The sequence below is a fragment of the Patescibacteria group bacterium genome, assembly GCA_035549555.1.
In the GTDB taxonomy this organism is placed as follows: Bacteria; Patescibacteriota; Microgenomatia; order UBA8517; family UBA8517; genus Co84-156.
The window spans coordinates 71,582-88,059 of record DASZQR010000010.1; the positions used below are offsets into that span (position 1 = coordinate 71,582).

At 34.8% G+C, this 16,478-nt stretch carries 23 protein-coding genes and 4 tRNA genes; 12 read left to right on the plus strand and 15 right to left on the minus strand.

Translation table 11 applies throughout. From position 1 onward, the window contains the following. Window positions 1-6: 6 nt before the first annotated feature. Window positions 7-564 (plus strand): hypothetical protein, encoded by a 558-nt coding sequence (locus tag VG895_00935; GenBank protein HWA51604.1) that lies wholly within the window; start codon window positions 7-9, stop codon window positions 562-564. Between the two features lie 32 nt (window positions 565-596). Further along, window positions 597-977, plus strand: coding sequence for a hypothetical protein (locus VG895_00940; GenBank protein HWA51605.1), 381 nt, complete (start codon window positions 597-599; stop codon window positions 975-977). Here the strand turns inward: VG895_00940 and VG895_00945 are convergent. From VG895_00945 to VG895_00960, 4 genes are all read right to left on the minus strand, one after another. Further along, complete coding sequence (locus VG895_00945; protein ID HWA51606.1) at window positions 974-1,171, minus strand: 30S ribosomal protein S21; 198 nt, start codon at window positions 1,169-1,171, stop codon at window positions 974-976. The genes VG895_00940 and VG895_00945 overlap by 4 nt on opposite strands. A gap of 178 nt (window positions 1,172-1,349) precedes the next feature. Beyond that, window positions 1,350-1,529: a DUF6496 domain-containing protein gene (locus tag VG895_00950; GenBank protein HWA51607.1), complete on the minus strand. Its 180-nt coding sequence runs from the start codon at window positions 1,527-1,529 to the stop codon at window positions 1,350-1,352. A gap of 65 nt (window positions 1,530-1,594) precedes the next feature. Then, window positions 1,595-3,349 carry a fibronectin type III domain-containing protein gene (locus VG895_00955; protein HWA51608.1) on the minus strand — a complete coding sequence of 585 codons (1,755 nt, stop codon included), beginning with the start codon at window positions 3,347-3,349 and terminating at the stop codon, window positions 1,595-1,597. A gap of 48 nt (window positions 3,350-3,397) precedes the next feature. Then, a tRNA-Trp gene (locus tag VG895_00960) sits at window positions 3,398-3,468 on the minus strand. 58 nt (window positions 3,469-3,526) lie between these two features. On the opposite strand from VG895_00960, the gene VG895_00965 reads away from it, so the two are divergent. After that, window positions 3,527-3,865, plus strand: coding sequence for a hypothetical protein (locus VG895_00965; GenBank protein HWA51609.1), 339 nt, complete (start codon window positions 3,527-3,529; stop codon window positions 3,863-3,865). 2 nt (window positions 3,866-3,867) lie between these two features. Here the strand turns inward: VG895_00965 and VG895_00970 are convergent, their stop codons facing one another. The 4 genes from VG895_00970 to rpmG are packed head-to-tail and all read right to left on the minus strand — an operon-like array spanning window position 3,868 to window position 6,289. Next, complete coding sequence (locus tag VG895_00970) at window positions 3,868-4,293, minus strand: hypothetical protein (GenBank protein HWA51610.1); 426 nt, start codon at window positions 4,291-4,293, stop codon at window positions 3,868-3,870. A gap of 20 nt (window positions 4,294-4,313) precedes the next feature. Continuing rightward, window positions 4,314-4,793 carry a hypothetical protein gene (locus VG895_00975; GenBank protein HWA51611.1) on the minus strand — a complete coding sequence of 160 codons (480 nt, stop codon included), beginning with the start codon at window positions 4,791-4,793 and terminating at the stop codon, window positions 4,314-4,316. Window positions 4,794-4,800: 7 nt separating this feature from the next. Next, window positions 4,801-6,093, minus strand: coding sequence for a hypothetical protein (locus tag VG895_00980; GenBank protein ID HWA51612.1), 1,293 nt, complete (start codon window positions 6,091-6,093; stop codon window positions 4,801-4,803). Window positions 6,094-6,097: 4 nt separating this feature from the next. Then, the gene (gene rpmG / locus VG895_00985; GenBank protein ID HWA51613.1) at window positions 6,098-6,289 is read right to left on the minus strand and encodes a 50S ribosomal protein L33; all 192 of its coding nucleotides are present in this window, start codon (window positions 6,287-6,289) and stop codon (window positions 6,098-6,100) included. A 54-nt stretch (window positions 6,290-6,343) separates the two neighbouring features. Here rpmG and VG895_00990 point away from each other — a divergent pair, with 54 nt between their 5' ends. After that, window positions 6,344-7,174, plus strand: a complete 831-nt coding sequence (locus VG895_00990; protein HWA51614.1) for a hypothetical protein — start codon at window positions 6,344-6,346, stop codon at window positions 7,172-7,174. Here the strand turns inward: VG895_00990 and VG895_00995 are convergent. After that, window positions 7,175-7,246 (minus strand) — tRNA-Thr (locus VG895_00995). An 82-nt stretch (window positions 7,247-7,328) separates the two neighbouring features. Here VG895_00995 and VG895_01000 point away from each other — a divergent pair. The 5 genes from VG895_01000 (at window position 7,329) to VG895_01020 (ending at window position 10,030) form a co-directional block, all read left to right on the plus strand. Continuing rightward, window positions 7,329-8,411: a dockerin type I domain-containing protein gene (locus VG895_01000; protein HWA51615.1), complete on the plus strand. Its 1,083-nt coding sequence runs from the start codon at window positions 7,329-7,331 to the stop codon at window positions 8,409-8,411. Then, window positions 8,411-8,965: a hypothetical protein gene (locus VG895_01005; protein ID HWA51616.1), complete on the plus strand. Its 555-nt coding sequence runs from the start codon at window positions 8,411-8,413 to the stop codon at window positions 8,963-8,965. Before VG895_01000 ends, VG895_01005 begins: the two co-directional genes overlap by 1 nt. Then, complete coding sequence (locus VG895_01010; protein HWA51617.1) at window positions 8,966-9,838, plus strand: hypothetical protein; 873 nt, start codon at window positions 8,966-8,968, stop codon at window positions 9,836-9,838. It abuts the gene before it with no gap. Between the two features lie 29 nt (window positions 9,839-9,867). After that, window positions 9,868-9,939: transfer RNA gene (locus VG895_01015), tRNA-Thr, on the plus strand. Between the two features lie 6 nt (window positions 9,940-9,945). Then, window positions 9,946-10,030 (plus strand) — tRNA-Tyr (locus VG895_01020). A gap of 68 nt (window positions 10,031-10,098) precedes the next feature. Here the strand turns inward: VG895_01020 and VG895_01025 are convergent. Further along, complete coding sequence (locus VG895_01025; GenBank protein ID HWA51618.1) at window positions 10,099-10,299, minus strand: hypothetical protein; 201 nt, start codon at window positions 10,297-10,299, stop codon at window positions 10,099-10,101. Window positions 10,300-10,542: 243 nt separating this feature from the next. Further along, a complete protein-coding gene (locus VG895_01030; protein HWA51619.1) occupies window positions 10,543-11,184 on the minus strand; it encodes a site-2 protease family protein in 642 nt (213 codons plus the stop codon). Between the two features lie 35 nt (window positions 11,185-11,219). Between VG895_01030 and VG895_01035 the strand changes: the two genes are divergently transcribed. After that, on the plus strand, window positions 11,220-11,474 hold the full coding sequence (locus VG895_01035; protein ID HWA51620.1) for a L28 family ribosomal protein: 255 nt from the start codon (window positions 11,220-11,222) through the stop codon (window positions 11,472-11,474). Window positions 11,475-11,521: 47 nt separating this feature from the next. Further along, window positions 11,522-11,857, plus strand: coding sequence for a hypothetical protein (locus tag VG895_01040; protein HWA51621.1), 336 nt, complete (start codon window positions 11,522-11,524; stop codon window positions 11,855-11,857). On the opposite strand, the gene fmt is transcribed toward VG895_01040, so the two are convergent. The 3 genes from fmt to VG895_01055 are packed head-to-tail and all read right to left on the minus strand — an operon-like array spanning window position 11,823 to window position 15,113. Further along, on the minus strand, window positions 11,823-12,689 hold the full coding sequence (gene fmt, locus VG895_01045; protein HWA51622.1) for a methionyl-tRNA formyltransferase: 867 nt from the start codon (window positions 12,687-12,689) through the stop codon (window positions 11,823-11,825). The genes VG895_01040 and fmt overlap by 35 nt on opposite strands. Continuing rightward, window positions 12,665-13,207: a peptide deformylase gene (gene def, locus VG895_01050; GenBank protein ID HWA51623.1), complete on the minus strand. Its 543-nt coding sequence runs from the start codon at window positions 13,205-13,207 to the stop codon at window positions 12,665-12,667. Before def ends, fmt begins: the two co-directional genes overlap by 25 nt. Before the next feature lie 19 nt (window positions 13,208-13,226). Beyond that, window positions 13,227-15,113, minus strand: coding sequence for an O-antigen ligase family protein (locus VG895_01055; protein ID HWA51624.1), 1,887 nt, complete (start codon window positions 15,111-15,113; stop codon window positions 13,227-13,229). Window positions 15,114-15,185: 72 nt separating this feature from the next. On the opposite strand from VG895_01055, the gene VG895_01060 reads away from it, so the two are divergent. Further along, window positions 15,186-16,229: a rod shape-determining protein gene (locus tag VG895_01060; protein HWA51625.1), complete on the plus strand. Its 1,044-nt coding sequence runs from the start codon at window positions 15,186-15,188 to the stop codon at window positions 16,227-16,229. A 4-nt stretch (window positions 16,230-16,233) separates the two neighbouring features. Here VG895_01060 and VG895_01065 read toward each other — a convergent pair whose 3' ends face one another. Beyond that, entirely contained in the window at window positions 16,234-16,458 is a 225-nt protein-coding gene (locus tag VG895_01065) for a hypothetical protein (GenBank protein ID HWA51626.1), read from the minus strand. Window positions 16,459-16,478 lie beyond the last annotated feature (20 nt).

The window sequence follows — 16,478 nt, forward strand, 5'->3', positions numbered from 1 at the left end:
TCTAAAATGCCTTTTAAAGAAGCCGGGGTACTTCGTCATACTTACAGATCTGATTTGGGCTTTGATGACCTGTCAGGAATAGTCATGGATTTGCTTGACGATCCGCTAAATAAAAAAATAGCAGCAAATTTTCTTTTTGAACCTTCTCTATCTGCCTTACGAGAATGTTTCGTAAAAGAACTCTCTGTCTCATTACAACAATATGCAATTGAAGAAATGTTGGGAATAGATCCCTTTATGACAACTAGAAGTTATGCAAAATGTATGGCTCTCCAATATCTTGGAATCGAATCTGGATTATTCAGTACCCAAGATATTGATAATTGGATGAAAACAGGTGAACCATTAGAAACTCATCCTGAAACAAAATATGCAACCTGGGAAGAAATTCTCACTTTAACCAATAGTTGGCATGCCAAAGGGGAAGTAATTGGTTTAGTCCATGGCGCCATAGATCCTCCTCATGCTGGCCACCTAAGCGCTTGCGCAAGACTTTATCCCGAAACCCATAAAATCATTTTTGGTTTTGATCCCAATACAATTGTAAAAAAAGAAAAGGGTTAGATAGACCAAGAATACCAGGATTAGCTGGAAGAATGTGGGAAATAGCTTCTTCGCCAATAGTGGATAAAGTTTTTGTACTACCAATTCACGACAATTTAAACACTGACTTCTTTAGAAGTTTATATAAAGAATTGTGTATTTCTGTCCTAGGAACAGATGCTTCCAATCCGTTACTGCAAGAATATGTACGGGAGATGGCGAGCATTGGCGGCAAAGTAATTTCTGAAATAAGATGGCAGTATGGATCTAATAAAGAATGGTCATCCACACAGATGTATGATCTCCAGAATGATCCGCGTTTTCGCTTAATTCACCCCAATGGCTGGCAAGATATACTTGATAAAGCAGCAGAAATAAACCAACATGCCTTACAAACTGGTTATCTTCGAGATTATCCTGATGGAACTAATTAGGCAGCGTTTCTCTTCTTTTCGAGCTCTTTCATGTAGTTAACACGATATTTTTGCTCTTTACGTCTTTGAGATTTTTTCTTATAACGCTCACGCTCTCGGTAATCAATAAGAATTCCCGAGTCAATAATTTTTTTACGAAAACGGGCAATAAGCCTGTCGTCGCTTTCACCTTTTTGTTTTTTAACAACAACCATTCAAAAAACACCTCCTTATCTTTGCCAATTTCTAACTTGGACAAAATCATAAAATATTATAGCAGAATGCTACAAGCTTTGCTTATAACATTCCTTTTAGTTCGGATAAAATTCGTAAACAAATTAACCAAAAATTTTATTGTTAATAAACGAATAATTATTGTTCAAAAAATAATCTTTATTTCTTTTTCTTGGGAACTTTTGCACCTTCTTTACGGGCTTCTGAAAGACCAATTGCAATAGCCTGCTTTCTGTTTTTTACGGTTTTTCTGCCTTGGCCAGATTTTAACTTTCCCGCCTTCATTTGATCTATTGCCAGTTTCACTTTTTGTTCTGCCTCTTTAGAATACTTTGGCATATTAATATTTTTTTATAAATAAAATACAAATAAATTTAATAACTAAGTTATAAATCAGTAAGAAACTAATCTCCAGGGACAACTAGCGCCGTATAATTGCTTAAAGCCATTGCAATATCTACGATGTTTATATTTCCGTCGCCGTTTATGTCATAAATTTGATTATTGCTATTAACAGGAACTGTTAATGCTGTATATACGGACAAAACTTTTGCAATATCAGCAATTGTTATTTGATTGTCGCTATTGAAATCTCCTGCAAGAAGAGGATTTGATGTCAAATCAATATTGTTACTTCCAGAGGCAATAACTTCTGACGCAAACTTTTTTTGCAAATGTACTGGCTCTTTTATATAAATATCATAAGTCCCGTTTGAAGTTGCACCTAAATCAATACTTCCGGAATAAATTCCGTTTGCATCGCTTGTTACATTTATTCCGTTTGCTGAGAATACAGTTGTTCCGCCATTCTTAAGCATCAAAGAAACTGTTGTATTTCCACCAGTCTTGTTAAGTCCTTGTAGTTTAAATTTAAATCCTAAAATTGTGTCATTAACAGTATAAGTTGCAGTTGCAGTACCAACTTGCACAGCGGTTCTATTTACAGCAGCTGTTATATTGTAATTTCCGTTTGTTACATTTCCGTTTGGAATAGCAGTTATATTTACAGATGTATTAGCCCCAGTTGCGATAGTTGCGCTGTTTGTCGCTGCCTGTACTGTCCAGTTTGAGCTTGGCGCATTCGCTGCAATTGTATAAGTGTCATCTGCACAAGTTCCAGTATTTTTATTTGTAATATTAAGCTGGTAAGTAAGCATTTGATTATCGCGGCCAGTTTGGGTTGATGGAGTCATCGTTAAAGTCGGATTATTTAAAGTACAAGGATTAGTAGTCGAACTTGTTACGATATTTGAAAGATTTGAAATATTTCCAACCGCATCTGTAGATTTAATGCCAAAAAAATAATTTGCATTACTATTTAACCCGGAAACTGTAAAAGTTTGATTTGTGCCGGGAGATGCAGGTATTGGAAGCCCCGTAACTGCAGTTGCGCTTGCCCAGTTAAGGGCGGTAATGGTGCTTGTTGAATATCTTAAATCATAACTTGCAACTGTTGTTGTCGGCCCAACGTCCGTTGGTGCTGTCCAAGATAAAGATATAGAATTATTTGTGCTTCCAGTAGAGCTGAGATTGTTCACAGCATTTGGTGCTGTCGTATCAGCAATAATTGTAAAACTTCCGTTTGTCGGCACTTTCAAGATATCTGTTGTATTGCTTTTTGTTTGCATAAAAGATTGTGTTGCATCAAAACTTAAAACTATTGGGTTGGTTGCCGCAGCCGCACTCACTTTAAAATAAATTGTTGCAAGGTTTGTGTCAGTATTATTGCTGTAGCCTGCAATATTTGTATCAAGGGCTGAAAAATCAATTGTCACAGTGTTACTTGCCCGAGTCACTGTTTTTACAGCAAATGCCCAGTCTCCAGTTGAGACCAGAGTTGAATCAGGAAATATCTGATTACTTTGATTACCGTTTGAATCAACCACATCAAGCTGAGGAGTGGTTCCTGAATACGGATAAGTAATTCTAAATGAAATTCCTGCAATAGAGGATCCGCCAGTATTAAATTTTACATTCACTGGAAACGTTTCGCCAACATAATGTGTTACTGTTGCAGGAGACAAAGAAATGGTTCCTGTTCCGCTTGCAGTTTCTGCATGATTATTTAAAAAGGTTTGTTTTTGCGAGAGTAAAAATGCCCCAAGAAGTCCAAAAATTAAAAATACAATTATTAAAACAGGAAGCAAATACTTCTTCATCTACTATTCAAGATAACGTTTAAGGAGTGATATTACAAGAAGACCTTGCAGGGGCGGAGAGAATCGAACTCCCGTTAGCGGTTTTGGAGACCGCTGTCCTGCCTCTGAACGACGCCCCTGTCTTTTTATTATAACTTATTTTCATAAAATTGTTACCTTTTGATATAATTGTGCCAAATGACAGAATCAGAAAGAGAATTTATAACATTTGAGTCACAAGCTCGTGTAAAATTTGATATGGAAGTTATTTTATTTCCATTATTAAATTCTGAAAACCGTTTTCTTGATTTAGAACAGGCATTTTTATTACTTCAAGAAAATAAAATTTACATATCTTCAGATAGCATTAAAATAATTAGAGCAGACATCCATCCTGTTGGAGAAATAGCTTCAAAATGGATTATCGACCCATCAAGACAACCATTTAAAAGAGTGTATAAAAGCAGAAAAGATTATGAAGAAAAATCAGGAGTTGTATTTCAAAGATGGAACGAATTAATAAACTACTTTAATTAGGCTTAAATTCCAATTCTTTTCAAATTTTCATCATAAGTTTTTTGATCAATTTCCCCAACAGCCATACTTGCAATATTACACATACCTATTCTTTGCTTAGCATGAACATTTTTTGTATCTGCAAATTTTTGAAGCTGTTTTGAACAATGAAAACCACTACAAACAGGTTCAAATCTCTTCTCTAATGTCCCATTCTTAATATGTGCACATCCTGCCTTAGGAATTTGTGCATCACACATTTCACCGGCTTCTTTTAAAATCTTTCCATCTTCTTTTCCGTTTGAGGTAATATGCAAAGCATAGCAACAGCCAGTACACCTTATTTCAGGATTTCGTGTTAAACATGTCGCATCTCCGTCTTCTGTAATCATTCCATGAATGTTTGCATTCGGATGATCTGGCATGAACACAACTTTCTCCTTATTCATATCCTATATTATAGCAAATATTACAAATTATTACCTTTTATTTCGTTTATATAATTTTGAAGCCAAACTTTTGAGAAATAAAGAATTGGTATTTGGAAAGTAGCATATTCTGGATCTAAATGGTTACTAGACATATCTGTTACAAATCCATTTTCCACAATTAAGTTACCATTAATTATTGAATCTTCAAAATCAACAACACTTCCATGTCTCACTTCATCACCATGTCTATCAAACATTGGGAAAAAAACAACTTCCCATTTCTCTATACTTTCATCGGGGTCAATATCTGATTCTTCGTCGATTTGTACACAAAATTTTACTTGCACATATGAGTTTCTTTCTAGTTGTCTTATTAAAGTTTTATCGTATCCGTTTTCATCTGATAACATGCAGCGATCTATTTTTAGTGTAGTACCGTCTCTGTCTGTTTTCTGAAAACTAATTCTTTTATGGCCATCACTGTCTTCTTTTATAATTACTTCATTTTCTATTGCCATATATAAATTATACTATTTTCCCAATCTCTTCCCAAATAGTTCTCACTCCATAATCTTTTAATTCTGGTTTATTTGGAATTATTGCAAAGAGCATTGCATAAAATATCCCTGATTGTTTTAAGCGTCGTACAAAATCTGCCGCTTTTATTGGATCTTTTGGCAGTTTTATGGCTCTCCAGGCTTTTGCTTTTTCAATCCACTTTTTCAAATCTTCTTCGACAAATAATTGTTTATTTTCAATTTCAGTCGGCATTAGTCCGTTTCTTGTTAAAAAATTAATATTGTCATATTCCTGTCTCCCAATTGGTGCGGTCAGTAGCAAAATCACTCCGCCTCGCTGCCTTGGATTTAACAATGCTTTAAAAGCTTGCTCGCTAGGTTTTGTTATTTCAATTGATGGGCGATTTGGCTGATAAAAAAGCGATTCATAAAAGTTCACAGCCTCCCAAGGGTTTCGCCCAATGCTTACCTGCACTCTTGGAAGTTTGCGAATATCTTCAAAAAATTTCTGCGAAAGCATTGATTCCTGTCCAATCACAGTAAACACATAATCAAGTCTGCAAAGTTTTTCAATAAATTTTTCAAAATAATTTAATTGCACAGCTGCTCCGCTAATTGGAATTTCAATTTGTGTCACGCCGCTAGACGATGAACTCATTCCAGTTTTAGTATCAAGCTGATTAATAATAAATTGAAAATCAGCTGTTGATATGCTCTGTGTTAGTCTTGGAGCAATTGGATATGAAATTACTTTTATGCTGTCTGCCCGCTCTTTATTAAAAAACTTTTGCAAATTTATTTTTGTTTCGGCGCTTGGGACAAAAGTTAAATCGCTTCCGTGAACTGCCCATATTTTTTGTGGGCTGTCATCAGTCACAACAACACATAAATAAATTTTTATATTTAATTTCTTCTCCAGATAATTTTTTGCTGAAGAAATTGAATGGGCAAGTGCAAAATGAGTTGAAATAATGACCCATTTTTTATATGCCGGGTTGGCGTTCGCTATTTTTGTAAACTCATCAATAATGTCTTTTGTGTGCCTGTGAAGATAAATTCTGTACCAGAAAGTCATAAAACTTTCTGCAATATGATTTGTTTGATAAAACTCAGTGAATTTTACAAAAAATTTAACACGGCTGCCTAAATCGTGAATTCTATTTGCCTTAATATTTGTAATTCCGACATCGGTCGCTTTGATGCCGCTTGGCTTTCCGTCTTTTATCGCATCCATGACGCGAATATGGCCGAGTCCTGCTGGAGAGGTTGTAAAAATAAATAAAGTATCAGTAGTGTTCACTACCTCACTTTAAATGAGTGGATTCTTTATGTAAAGTAACTTTCTTGCAGTGTTTGCAATATTTATTTAAAGAAAGCTTAGTAACTCCCTTTTTGGAGTTTTGCATATTTACTTTATTGCGCTCTGTAACATAATTTTGAGATTTACAAACATCGCAAACAAGTAAAACTATTTCTCGTGCACCCTTTTTTGCCATAAACAAATTATAACACAAATTGATTCTAAATTCACTCATCCATATAATACAAAAATGCAAGAAAGAAAAAGAATTGTGAAATTTGCCGGAGGATGTTTCTTGGCAACATTATCCGTATTTAGCTATTATTCAGATGCTCATACGGGATCTTTTTGGGATATCTCAGCAAAAATGGATGTGAAAGCGACAGCAATAGCTCAAGAAAACCCGCAAACTCTGAACAATGAATTGATTGGTTTGCCTGAAGATGTGATTGAAAATTCGACACAAATATCACTTTATTACCTGGATGAGGAAAACAATTCGGTGGTACATCCTCAGCAGGGATCTGGGATGCTGGTAGAAGAAATTCCCGGGTATAAGGTGTTTTTAACTGCACGACACGTTATTGTATCTCAAGAACTAAATAGTGCATCTATCTCAGGAATTATAACTAATCGTCCTCATTTTGATTCTGGTGAAATAATTTATGCTGCAAATAACATTTGGGCTTTCATAGATAAATCAAAAGACATGGGAATAATAATTATTAATGATTCAAATTATCAAAATAAAATAAAAATCCCAGTATCGAACGAAACAAATAAAAAACTTTTTGGTATAACATATCCCGACACAGGTGTTGAATATCCTGGATTTATAGTATATAAACCAACAGTAGTTGCATATTTCTCCGATGCAGAAGTAGATCAGCTCCTCCCTTCAACATTTAATGGCGCAAGCGGGTCAGTTCTTTGTAACTCAAATGGAGAAATTGACTCAGTTGTTACAACTGTAGGTGCAACTAGTAGTCAAGATAATCCTGTGGCATATTCTGTAAAAGTAGGAGATACTCTTCAAAATTTGTTAAATCAAGCATCCCAAGAGCTTGGAGTAAACTTTTAGAGCCTGAGAGTAGAATTGAACTACCGACCCCTTTCTTACCAAGAAAGTGCTCTACCACTGAGCTACCCAGGCGCGTAATCGCGATGGTGCAAGAAAATTCATATTTTCTTACCCAGGCATTGTATAGAATTATAGCAGATGTTATTCTAAATAAATGAAGTTTTCATTGGAAACACGGAAAGTAATTTCAATAGCAGTTATTTTTTTCGCAATTCCTCTGACTGTTTATTTTGTTGCAATCGGAATTAAAACCCGCTCTCAAGCATCTGCAAACTCAGTTTCTCTCTCTTTTTCTCAAGATCCAGTCATTCTGAACCCGTCAACTCCGGCGCAGGTAAATTTAGTTTTAAATGCAGGGACAAGCCCAATCGGTTTTGCAAATATTGAATTTACGTTTGATAATACCAAGGTAAATCTTGCAAGCGAAATTACAACGACACCAACTCTTGAATCTCCCAAATTTTTAAATCAGGGAAATACTGCAATTTTAAAAACAACTATGCAAGAGGCAAATCAAACAGGAAAAGTTGATATTGTTTTGGGTCTTGATCCTTCAGATGCTGCAAATCCTCCAACTGGAGTTATCAATCTAGCAAATTTTTCATTTATTTCAGTTGGAAGTGGTACCTCAACTTTAAGTTTTAATAATGCGAGCATTCAAGTTGTAGATACTTCCTCAAATGCCTTAACTGTTAATTCAACAAATAGTAATGTCAACACTGGAACTCCTGTTTCAAGCCCAACAACATCGCCAACAAGTACACCAACTCCAACCACTGCTATTAAGTTTAAATTGCAGGGAGTAAATCAAACAGGTCGCCAAGAAACGCCAACTATAACTTTTATGCAAGGAAGTACCGTTATCTATACAACAAATGTCACAAATTTTGATTCCAATTCGTCAGGGATTTATTCAGGAACTGTAATTTTTACAACTCCTGGAACATACGATATTTATGTTAAGGTTCCAGGTTATCTTCAAAAGAAATTTGCCGGAATTACACTTGCACCGTCTATCGATTTGACAGGCGCTTCTCTTCTTGCTGGAGATTTTAATGGTGATAATAAAATCACAATTGCAGATTTAGCTCAAATGCTTAGTCAATATACTGCTTTAACAGTTCCTGCCTCAGGCAATAATGCAATTTATGATATAAATAATGATGGCAACATAACCATAGTCGATGTTGCCACAGCATTAAGTAATTACACTCAGCTTGTTGTTCAAGGAGATTAATGAACAATTTTAATTTCAAAAAAATAAACCCTAAATTAATTTATGCGGCTTTTGGCGGTCTTCTAATTGCATTAATTGCAATTGTTTTATTAAATAGTCATTTTAGTAAAACTGCAAAAACCGGAACAGATCTAACTGCAATAAATCAAGTTTCTTCGACAAGCCCTGACGTCACAATTTCAGCATCAAATTCCGGATCGCTTGTCGACTTAAATATAAGCCCTGAAAAGCCGGAAAAAATTTCTGCATTAAGTATCAGGCTTACTGTTCCAAATCAAAGTAAAACAAAGATTGCCTTTACACAAAGCCAGTCTTTAGTTCAAAATGGTTGGATCTTTCCCATTAATCAGGTTTCGCAAAGTTCTGATGGAACAGTTACAAATATAGATATATCAGCAATTTATACAACGCCAGGAGGTTTTGATTTTGATCAGGGTTTTAATTTAGGAAGCATCGTAGGAATTTCAGGCTTGACAGTAAGCTTCGACAAGGTGGAAACTAAAGTACTGGACGAAAGTGCCAAAGAATTAAATTTAAATTTCACAACTAATTAAATGAAAAAATACCTGCTCGCCATAATCATAATTATTATTTTATCTGCAGGCGTTGTTGTTGGATTAATTCTTCTTAAAAGTAATAAACAATTTAATCAAAAAGCATTTAATCAAAATGGAACTGCAACAGTAACCATAAGCCCTGCAACTGCAAGTATTGATTTAAATACACCTCAAACCGTTAGCGTTAATTTTAATACAGGTGGAGTTCTTGTAAATGGCATATCGATGCAAATAGATTATTCTAATATTGGGATTAAAGCTTCAGATATTATAATCAATTCAGATTTATTACAACAAGGCTGGACATGCCCTGTAAAATCTGTTTCTTCCGATGGGTCAACTGACAATATTAAAATCGGTTGTGCATTTACTACAGCTGGAACTGGTTACTCTAATAATTCAGATACAACCATTGCAACGTTTACCATTACACCATCACAAGTTCCTCCAGTTAATCCCGTAATATTTTCATTCGATTCTGATCCAAATCTAACAGTTATAACTTTAGCTTCTGATGCAAGTGATATTGCATTAACTCCTTCAAGTACTGGATCATTTACAATTAACGGTGCAATTTCTCAAAGCCCGACTCCAACGCCAACAGTTATTGTTTCAACACCAACTCCAACGCCGTCATTAATTGCAGCAGCAACAGACACACCAGTTCCAACTTCAACAGCAACAACTGCACCAACGTCTACTGCGACAGCAGCCCCAACTGCAACTGCTACGAGTTCATCAAGTACAGCTTTACCAACAGCAAGTCCAAACACAAATCTTCCTGTAACAGGGTTTGATACCCCAACGATAGTTGGTGGGGGAATTGGAGTAACTCTTCTAATGTTTGCTGCAGCAGCACTAATCCTCTAATTTTGATATAATTTCATTGTTCGATTAAAGCCGAAGTAACTCAGTGGTAGAGTAGCTGTTTTGTAAACAGCAAGTCGTGGGTTCGAGCCCCACCTTCGGCTCCGTAAGCTGAGGTGGCGGAGTGGTCAATCGCACCAGACTGTAAATCTGGCGGCCGGAAGGCCTACGTAGGTTCGATCCCTACCCTCAGCACAAAATTTTTTCTATCTCTAATTTCAAAATATTAACAAGTTCGGGGTCCATGTATTTGTATCCACTTTTTATATTAAGAATTTTAATTGTAGGTAATTTGGTTTTATTAAATTTTTTTCTATCCATTCTCTGTGTTTGTTTTCCATAACTAAAATTATATTTGCCCATAAAATATCTTTACTTGAAATAGTATGTCTTGCATTTTTACTTATCCCTGCAGACCGAATATTAAATCTTGAATCATTTTTGTAGATATTCTCGGCCGTCAAACTTCGCCATTGATTATAAGTACACACTACAAGAATTTGTGGTTTATTAGAATACATCAATAAAATGACCCCGCACGAAGGGTTCGTCGGTTGAAGTTTCCCTTAATTGCTCAAGGTGGGTAAGCTCAGTTAAAAAATTTCTTAGATAACGATTCGCTTGTCCCTAAAAACTTCTGCTAAGGAAAAATATCCGACTTAATTCCTTGTATGCAGGGTCAATTAATATTAGCATGCTTTTGCAAGCTAAACCATCATACTTCCAGGAATGAATATGTTAAGAAGAAAATTAATTATTGGAGAAATAACAATTGTCACCAAAGATTGACCATTAAAAATCGGCAAAATAATTAAAAAAAGCAAAATAATTCCATATCGATTTAAAAATAAATCATATTGCCTTGCATCGCGTTCTGGTAAAATCGCAGTTAATATTTTTCCTCCATCAAGAGGGTGGATTGGAATTAAATTAAACACAGCAAGCGCAACATTTAAAGCAATCATGCTTGGGATTAATTGTCCAAAAAATAATGAATTGCCAACAAAAGGTACAAATCTAAGAATTAAGGATAAAAGAGAAGCAAAAATAATATTAGAAACAGGCCCAGCAAGAGAAATAAGTGCTCCGTCTTTTCTAGGATTTTGTAAATTATAAGGATCAAATGGTACTGGTTTTCCCCAGCCAAAAGGAAATCCAACCAAAGCTGTGACTATAAAAACCAGGCTTCCAACAGGATCAAGATGGGCAATAGGATTAAGAGTCAAGCGTCCGGACAATCTTGCAGTAGGATCTCCCAAATAATTTGCCATCCAGGCATGCGCAAATTCATGTACATCAATAACTATCAAAAGGGAAATAAGGGTAATGGCAATAAAAGCTAAATCCATTGAATTAAATTCAGTATAGATATATAATACACCATATGGCATACGTTTGTGAGAATTGTGGAAAAGGTATAACAGCCGGTCGCACCCAAAGACATCATCGAGGGGTCGCTGGTCGTCGTTGGAATAAAAGAGCTCCTTTGACAGTTAGAACTTTTGCTCCAAATTTGCAAAAAGCTACTGTTATGGTTCATGGAGTTGCTCAAAAAATGAGACTTTGTACTTCTTGTATCAAAAGATTCAAAAAAGAAGGCAAAATCAAAACTTATTCTTCAAGAGTAGCTACTATTTAATTCAAGTGACATCAGAAAGAAGAGGAAAATTTGCCGGCCTCCAGTTAATGGAAAATTTAGAAAATGCACCAACCAATAAAGAAGTGCAACTAATCCTTGACCAACTTCATCGCGAATTTTGTTTTAGACAATCACACAAAAGACAACCTAAAATTATTACTTTTAAAACAATGTTAGGTTTTTCATTCAATTCGAAGAGAATAGAGGAATTTGTTGGAGTTTTAATTGAAAAAGAAATACCTTATCTAATTTTGGAGCAAGAATTAAAATCTGGACCAAACAAGGGGAAGATTAAACAATATCATTTTGTTGCCTCAAGAAATGTAAACGAAGCTTTAGCTGCTTTTACTAAGGCAGGTTTGCTTCAGGATAAGCCTGAATAAATTGTTTATAGAGAACTGCTTTTTTCCCTTCAAGTTGCACTTTATCTAAAACTAATTTTCCTTCATCCAAATGCATTTTTAAAATTTTTAATCTCAAATTTCTATCATCAATTTTTACAGATGTAAAAATTCCAGGCCAAGGGGAGAGTGCTCTAAATTTTCTGTCAATTAAATTGGTATCATCTTTTTGCAAATCCACATATCCTTCTTCTCGCGAAATCATTTTTGTAAAAGTTGCATCATCATGATTTTGTTCTTTAGGATTAATTTTTCCTGCCAAATAATTTGGCAATAATTCCATTAAAATTTCAACAGATTTTTCAAATAATCTTTTTCGAAGTGTTTCATTTGTGTCATTATCTTTAATTTCATCTGTAATTTGAGAAATAATTGGCCCATGGTCCATCTTTGCATCCATTTTAATTATTGTGACTCCAGTTTCTTTTATTCCATCAATAATTTGATATTGAATAGGGGAAGCACCGCGATATTTTGGAAGTAGCGATGGATGAATATTTAAAATTCCGTTTGGAAAATGTTTAATTATTTTTTCTGGAATTATTTTTCCAAAACTTGCTACAACTGCAAAGCTTGCTTCAGGCAATTGATCTTCAAAGGAAGTAAATACAGGGATTTTTCTTTTATGCGCCCAATTATCGACAGGGCTAAAAGTTCTAATTTGCTTTCGCCCAACAAGTTTTGCTGCTTGTGTCACAACGGCAACTAATTTGTAATTTTTATATAATGCATCCATTACTGGGACAGAATAATCTGGTGTCCCAAAAAAAATTACTTTTGTATCGCTTGTCATAAAATTTCCACTTCCTCCCATTCATCGCCATCAAATTTATAAAGCGGAGATTTTTGTTCTAAAATTCTGTCCACAAATAAAACACCATTCAAGTGGTCAATTTCATGAAGCATTATTTGTGCAGCAAATCCTTCAAATTCTTCCTCAATAACTTTTCCAGTTTCATCCATATATTTTAATTTAACACGATCAGCGCGTTTTATTGGGCCGTAATAATGGGGAAGTGACAAACAGCCTTCAAGTATTTCATTTTTTTTCACTTTCTTTTTTGGCTTTTTCTCTTCAACCTCTTTTGTAAAAGTTTCAAGTATTTCAGGATTTATAATTGTTCTTTTTAAATTCTTGTAATCAACAACAAAAAGTTGGAAAGATTTATTTACTTGAGGAGCTGCAAGCCCAACTCCTTCAGGATCTTTTTGAGCCTTCAAAGTATCTTGCATATCAGCAATCAAAGCCAAAATTTTTTTATCTATTTTGGAAACATTTTTAGCTTTTGCTCGTAAAATAGGATTTTTAACGTCCACTACTTTTAAAATCATGCCTAATTATATCAAAAATCTACTTTTTCTTCTGATTTTGTAGTTTCTCCACAGCTTCCAAGGCATTTTTTGCATCAGCGTAATCAGGTTTTAATTTTAAAGATTTATTAATTTCTTGAATTGCCAAATCTAATTTTCCTTCATTTGCATAAGTTTTTCCAAGAAGAAGTGGCAATTTTGGATCAGTTGGCGAAAGGGGAATTGTATCGTTTATTAAATTAATGGCCTGTTGTGTATAGCTTGCATCAAAGGGCGAAAGTTCAAGAAATACGCTCATTCTAGTTTCTCTTATGTTCATATTTCTTGGTGACTCACTAAATGCAATATCACTTTCGTTTAATGCATAAGGCGCAATTTGTGCAGCATCTGTTGCTTGTTTGTTATCTAAAAATCCAACAGTGACTGCTGTAAAAATTCTTGCAGCTTCGTTGTGATAAATAGCTTCATCGGGTTGATAATTTATTGCCGTTTGAATATCTTTTACGCTGTCGCTATATTGCCCGGCATTAAGTTCATTTTGTGCATAGTTGTAATGATAATCAGCGAGCCAGTACTTGGCAATTGTAAAAATTAAAAATCCTCCAACCATAAATATTCCAGCAATAAATAATTTTTGGTTATCACGAAGTGAGAAGCTTTGCTTATTTTCTATATTCTTTTTATTTAAAGTTATTGCAAGCGCGGGCATTATAAAAGTAAATACTGAAATAATTACAACTGAAAATCCAAAAAAATTTGTAATCAAAATGGAAATGAAACCAGCAAGAAGGGCAATATTTTTTCGCAAAGTATAAATACAAACCCCAATAAAAATTAAATAAGTAATAAGTCCAACTGCTCCAGTATTAGCGAGAAAATTAAGATATTCATTATGTGCTTTGTTATATAAATAATCCCATTCGCTTGTTGTGTTGTGTTCAATTGGTCGGTATTGCCAGTAAGAATATCCAAAAGTTTCAACTCCTGTTCCAAAGATAGGGTAATGCTCTGCAATTTGCAAAGCTCCTTTCCAAACTATTTCGCGGATCGCTCCAGATTCTGTTCCTCCTTCTGATGTGTCAGTAGTCTGCACAACTTGTTTGTGTTGTGCTAATTGAAAAATACTTGGTGTTATATCAGTTCCAAAAATTAAAATTGCAGATAAAAATAAAACTCCAATAATAATCAATTGTTTCCAATATTTTTTGAAATAATAAATTCCAAAAATAAAACTTGCTGCTGCAAGTCCAAGAAGTCCGCTTCTGGATTTTGTAAATAAAATACATGCAAAAAATATTACTGAAAGTGTTATATAAATTATCTTGTTTCTTTGTTGTTTTGTTTGAAACGCGCCGTACCACGCCAGTGGTACAAGCGAAGTAAGCATTGCTGCAAGCCAATTTGGCTGCCCTAAAGTTGCAAAAACGCGTGTTCTCACATCCTGCACCCAGCAATTATCATCAAATTTGCCGCTAACAAAAATACAACTTATGCTTCCTCCAAAATGTTCCATGATTCCATAAATGGCAACGACAGTTGCAGAAATTAAAGTTATCAAAATTATTTTTTTAGATTTCTCTTTATCAAAATTATTTACAAATGCGAAGTAGAGAAGTGCATAACAAATTGTAGAAAGTAATCCGCCATTAAATCTTGAATAATATCCAAAGATAGAAGTTCGCTGATCTATTGAAAGAATTGTCGAAATAATTTGTGAGCCAATAAAAATTAATAAGGGAATATCAAGAATTGTTCTTTTGAAAATAAATTTTTTGTTTTGAATGCTTTTAATTATCCAGGCCCCAGTAATCAAAACTGTAAAAATATAAACAACAACAATTTTGTTAAATTCAAAAACTTCAGAAGTTTTAGGGTAAAAAATCAAGGGCGAAATAAAGAACAAAATATAAAAAAGCCATTCAATCATTTATAGTCTAAATGTTATCACAACTTGTTGTGACAAGACGGGTTAATACCCGTGTTATACTAGCTTCACATCATGATCAATCGCATTCTTGGTCTTCTTAGTTTTGATATCGGCATAGATTTAGGAACAGCAAACACTTTAGTTTTTGTAAAAACCAAGGGCATTGTTATTCGCGAGCCTTCGGTTGTAGCAAGGCAAAAAAAAACTAAAGAAATATTATCAATCGGTTTATCTGCCAAAAAAATGCTTGGCCGCGCCCCAACTCTTATTGAAGTTGTTCGCCCCTTAAAAGATGGAGTTATTGCAGATTTTGACGCAACAGAAAGCATGCTCAAGTTTTATATCAGAAAAGTTCACGAATCAGGAAATATCATTCCCAAAATCCCAAGGCCCAAAGTTATTATTGGAATCCCGTCTGGTGTTACAGAAGTTGAGCGGCGCGCTGTAGCCGATGCTGCAATTCAGGCAGGTGCCAGAAAAGTTTATTTAGTTGAAGAGCCAATGGCCGCAGCAATTGGCGTCGGTCTTCCAATAGAAGATCCGGGAGGAAGTTTTATTGTCGATATCGGCGGCGGAACAACTGATATTGCGCTAATTTCTTTGGGCGGTGTTGTAGTTGGTAAGTCAATTCGCATTGCAGGTGATGAAATGGACGAAGCAATAATAAATTATGCGCGTCTAAAATATTCATTACTTTTAGGTCAGCCGACAGCTGAAAGCATTAAAATTTCTGTTGGATCAGTAGGGCAGACAAAAGAAAAATTCACAGTTGTAAGAGGCAGAGATTTGGAAACTGGTTTACCTAAATCTATCAAATTAAATAGTGAAGAAATCGGCGAAGCTCTTGCCCCAACAATAAATGAAATAGTTGGAGAAATTCGAGACATTTTAGAAGAAGCTCCTCCAGAATTGGTAGCTGACGTTATGCAAAAAGGAATTTACCTGACGGGCGGCGGCTCGCAAATTGCAGGTTTTGATAAAGCAATAGGCGAAGTTACCAAAATGCCAGTGATTGTATCTGACGATCCATTAAGCAGTGTTGTCAAAGGTGCAGGAAAACTTTTAGAAAATGAAAAGTTACTAACCCAGATTAAAGTTACTAGTGGAATAAAGTAGTCTATTAAGATTTTCCTGATAATTTAGTGTAATAAAGATAATGTGCTGACAATTCGCTACATGTTTCAGAGCTAATTGTTCTTAACCCTTTTTGAATTTCAAGACTTTCTACTATTTTTTCAGAAGATTCTACACCTTCTTTAATTGCTCTCCGAATGTCAGAAACTTTATCTGACTGCAACAAAAGAACGTTTTTCATATTCCGATGTGTTATTGATTCAACTGCCATAATTAATAAATCTTTATACT

Coding starts and splice junctions, on each gene's coding strand:
- VG895_00935 (HWA51604.1), top strand. CDS start 7: ATGCCTTTTAAAGAAGCCGGGGTACTTCGTCATACTTACAGATCTGAT.
- VG895_00940 (HWA51605.1), top strand. CDS start 597: ATGTGGGAAATAGCTTCTTCGCCAATAGTGGATAAAGTTTTTGTACTA.
- VG895_00945 (HWA51606.1), bottom strand. CDS start 1,171: ATGGTTGTTGTTAAAAAACAAAAAGGTGAAAGCGACGACAGGCTTATT.
- VG895_00950 (HWA51607.1), bottom strand. CDS start 1,529: ATGCCAAAGTATTCTAAAGAGGCAGAACAAAAAGTGAAACTGGCAATA.
- VG895_00955 (HWA51608.1), bottom strand. CDS start 3,349: ATGAAGAAGTATTTGCTTCCTGTTTTAATAATTGTATTTTTAATTTTT.
- VG895_00965 (HWA51609.1), top strand. CDS start 3,527: ATGACAGAATCAGAAAGAGAATTTATAACATTTGAGTCACAAGCTCGT.
- VG895_00970 (HWA51610.1), bottom strand. CDS start 4,293: ATGAATAAGGAGAAAGTTGTGTTCATGCCAGATCATCCGAATGCAAAC.
- VG895_00975 (HWA51611.1), bottom strand. CDS start 4,793: ATGGCAATAGAAAATGAAGTAATTATAAAAGAAGACAGTGATGGCCAT.
- rpmG (HWA51613.1), bottom strand. CDS start 6,289: ATGGCAAAAAAGGGTGCACGAGAAATAGTTTTACTTGTTTGCGATGTT.
- VG895_00990 (HWA51614.1), top strand. CDS start 6,344: ATGCAAGAAAGAAAAAGAATTGTGAAATTTGCCGGAGGATGTTTCTTG.
- VG895_01000 (HWA51615.1), top strand. CDS start 7,329: ATGAAGTTTTCATTGGAAACACGGAAAGTAATTTCAATAGCAGTTATT.
- VG895_01005 (HWA51616.1), top strand. CDS start 8,411: ATGAACAATTTTAATTTCAAAAAAATAAACCCTAAATTAATTTATGCG.
- VG895_01010 (HWA51617.1), top strand. CDS start 8,966: ATGAAAAAATACCTGCTCGCCATAATCATAATTATTATTTTATCTGCA.
- VG895_01030 (HWA51619.1), bottom strand. CDS start 11,184: ATGGATTTAGCTTTTATTGCCATTACCCTTATTTCCCTTTTGATAGTT.
- VG895_01035 (HWA51620.1), top strand. CDS start 11,220: ATGGCATACGTTTGTGAGAATTGTGGAAAAGGTATAACAGCCGGTCGC.
- VG895_01040 (HWA51621.1), top strand. CDS start 11,522: ATGGAAAATTTAGAAAATGCACCAACCAATAAAGAAGTGCAACTAATC.
- fmt (HWA51622.1), bottom strand. CDS start 12,689: ATGGGAGGAAGTGGAAATTTTATGACAAGCGATACAAAAGTAATTTTT.
- def (HWA51623.1), bottom strand. CDS start 13,207: ATGATTTTAAAAGTAGTGGACGTTAAAAATCCTATTTTACGAGCAAAA.
- VG895_01055 (HWA51624.1), bottom strand. CDS start 15,113: ATGATTGAATGGCTTTTTTATATTTTGTTCTTTATTTCGCCCTTGATT.
- VG895_01060 (HWA51625.1), top strand. CDS start 15,186: ATGATCAATCGCATTCTTGGTCTTCTTAGTTTTGATATCGGCATAGAT.
- VG895_01065 (HWA51626.1), bottom strand. CDS start 16,458: ATGGCAGTTGAATCAATAACACATCGGAATATGAAAAACGTTCTTTTG.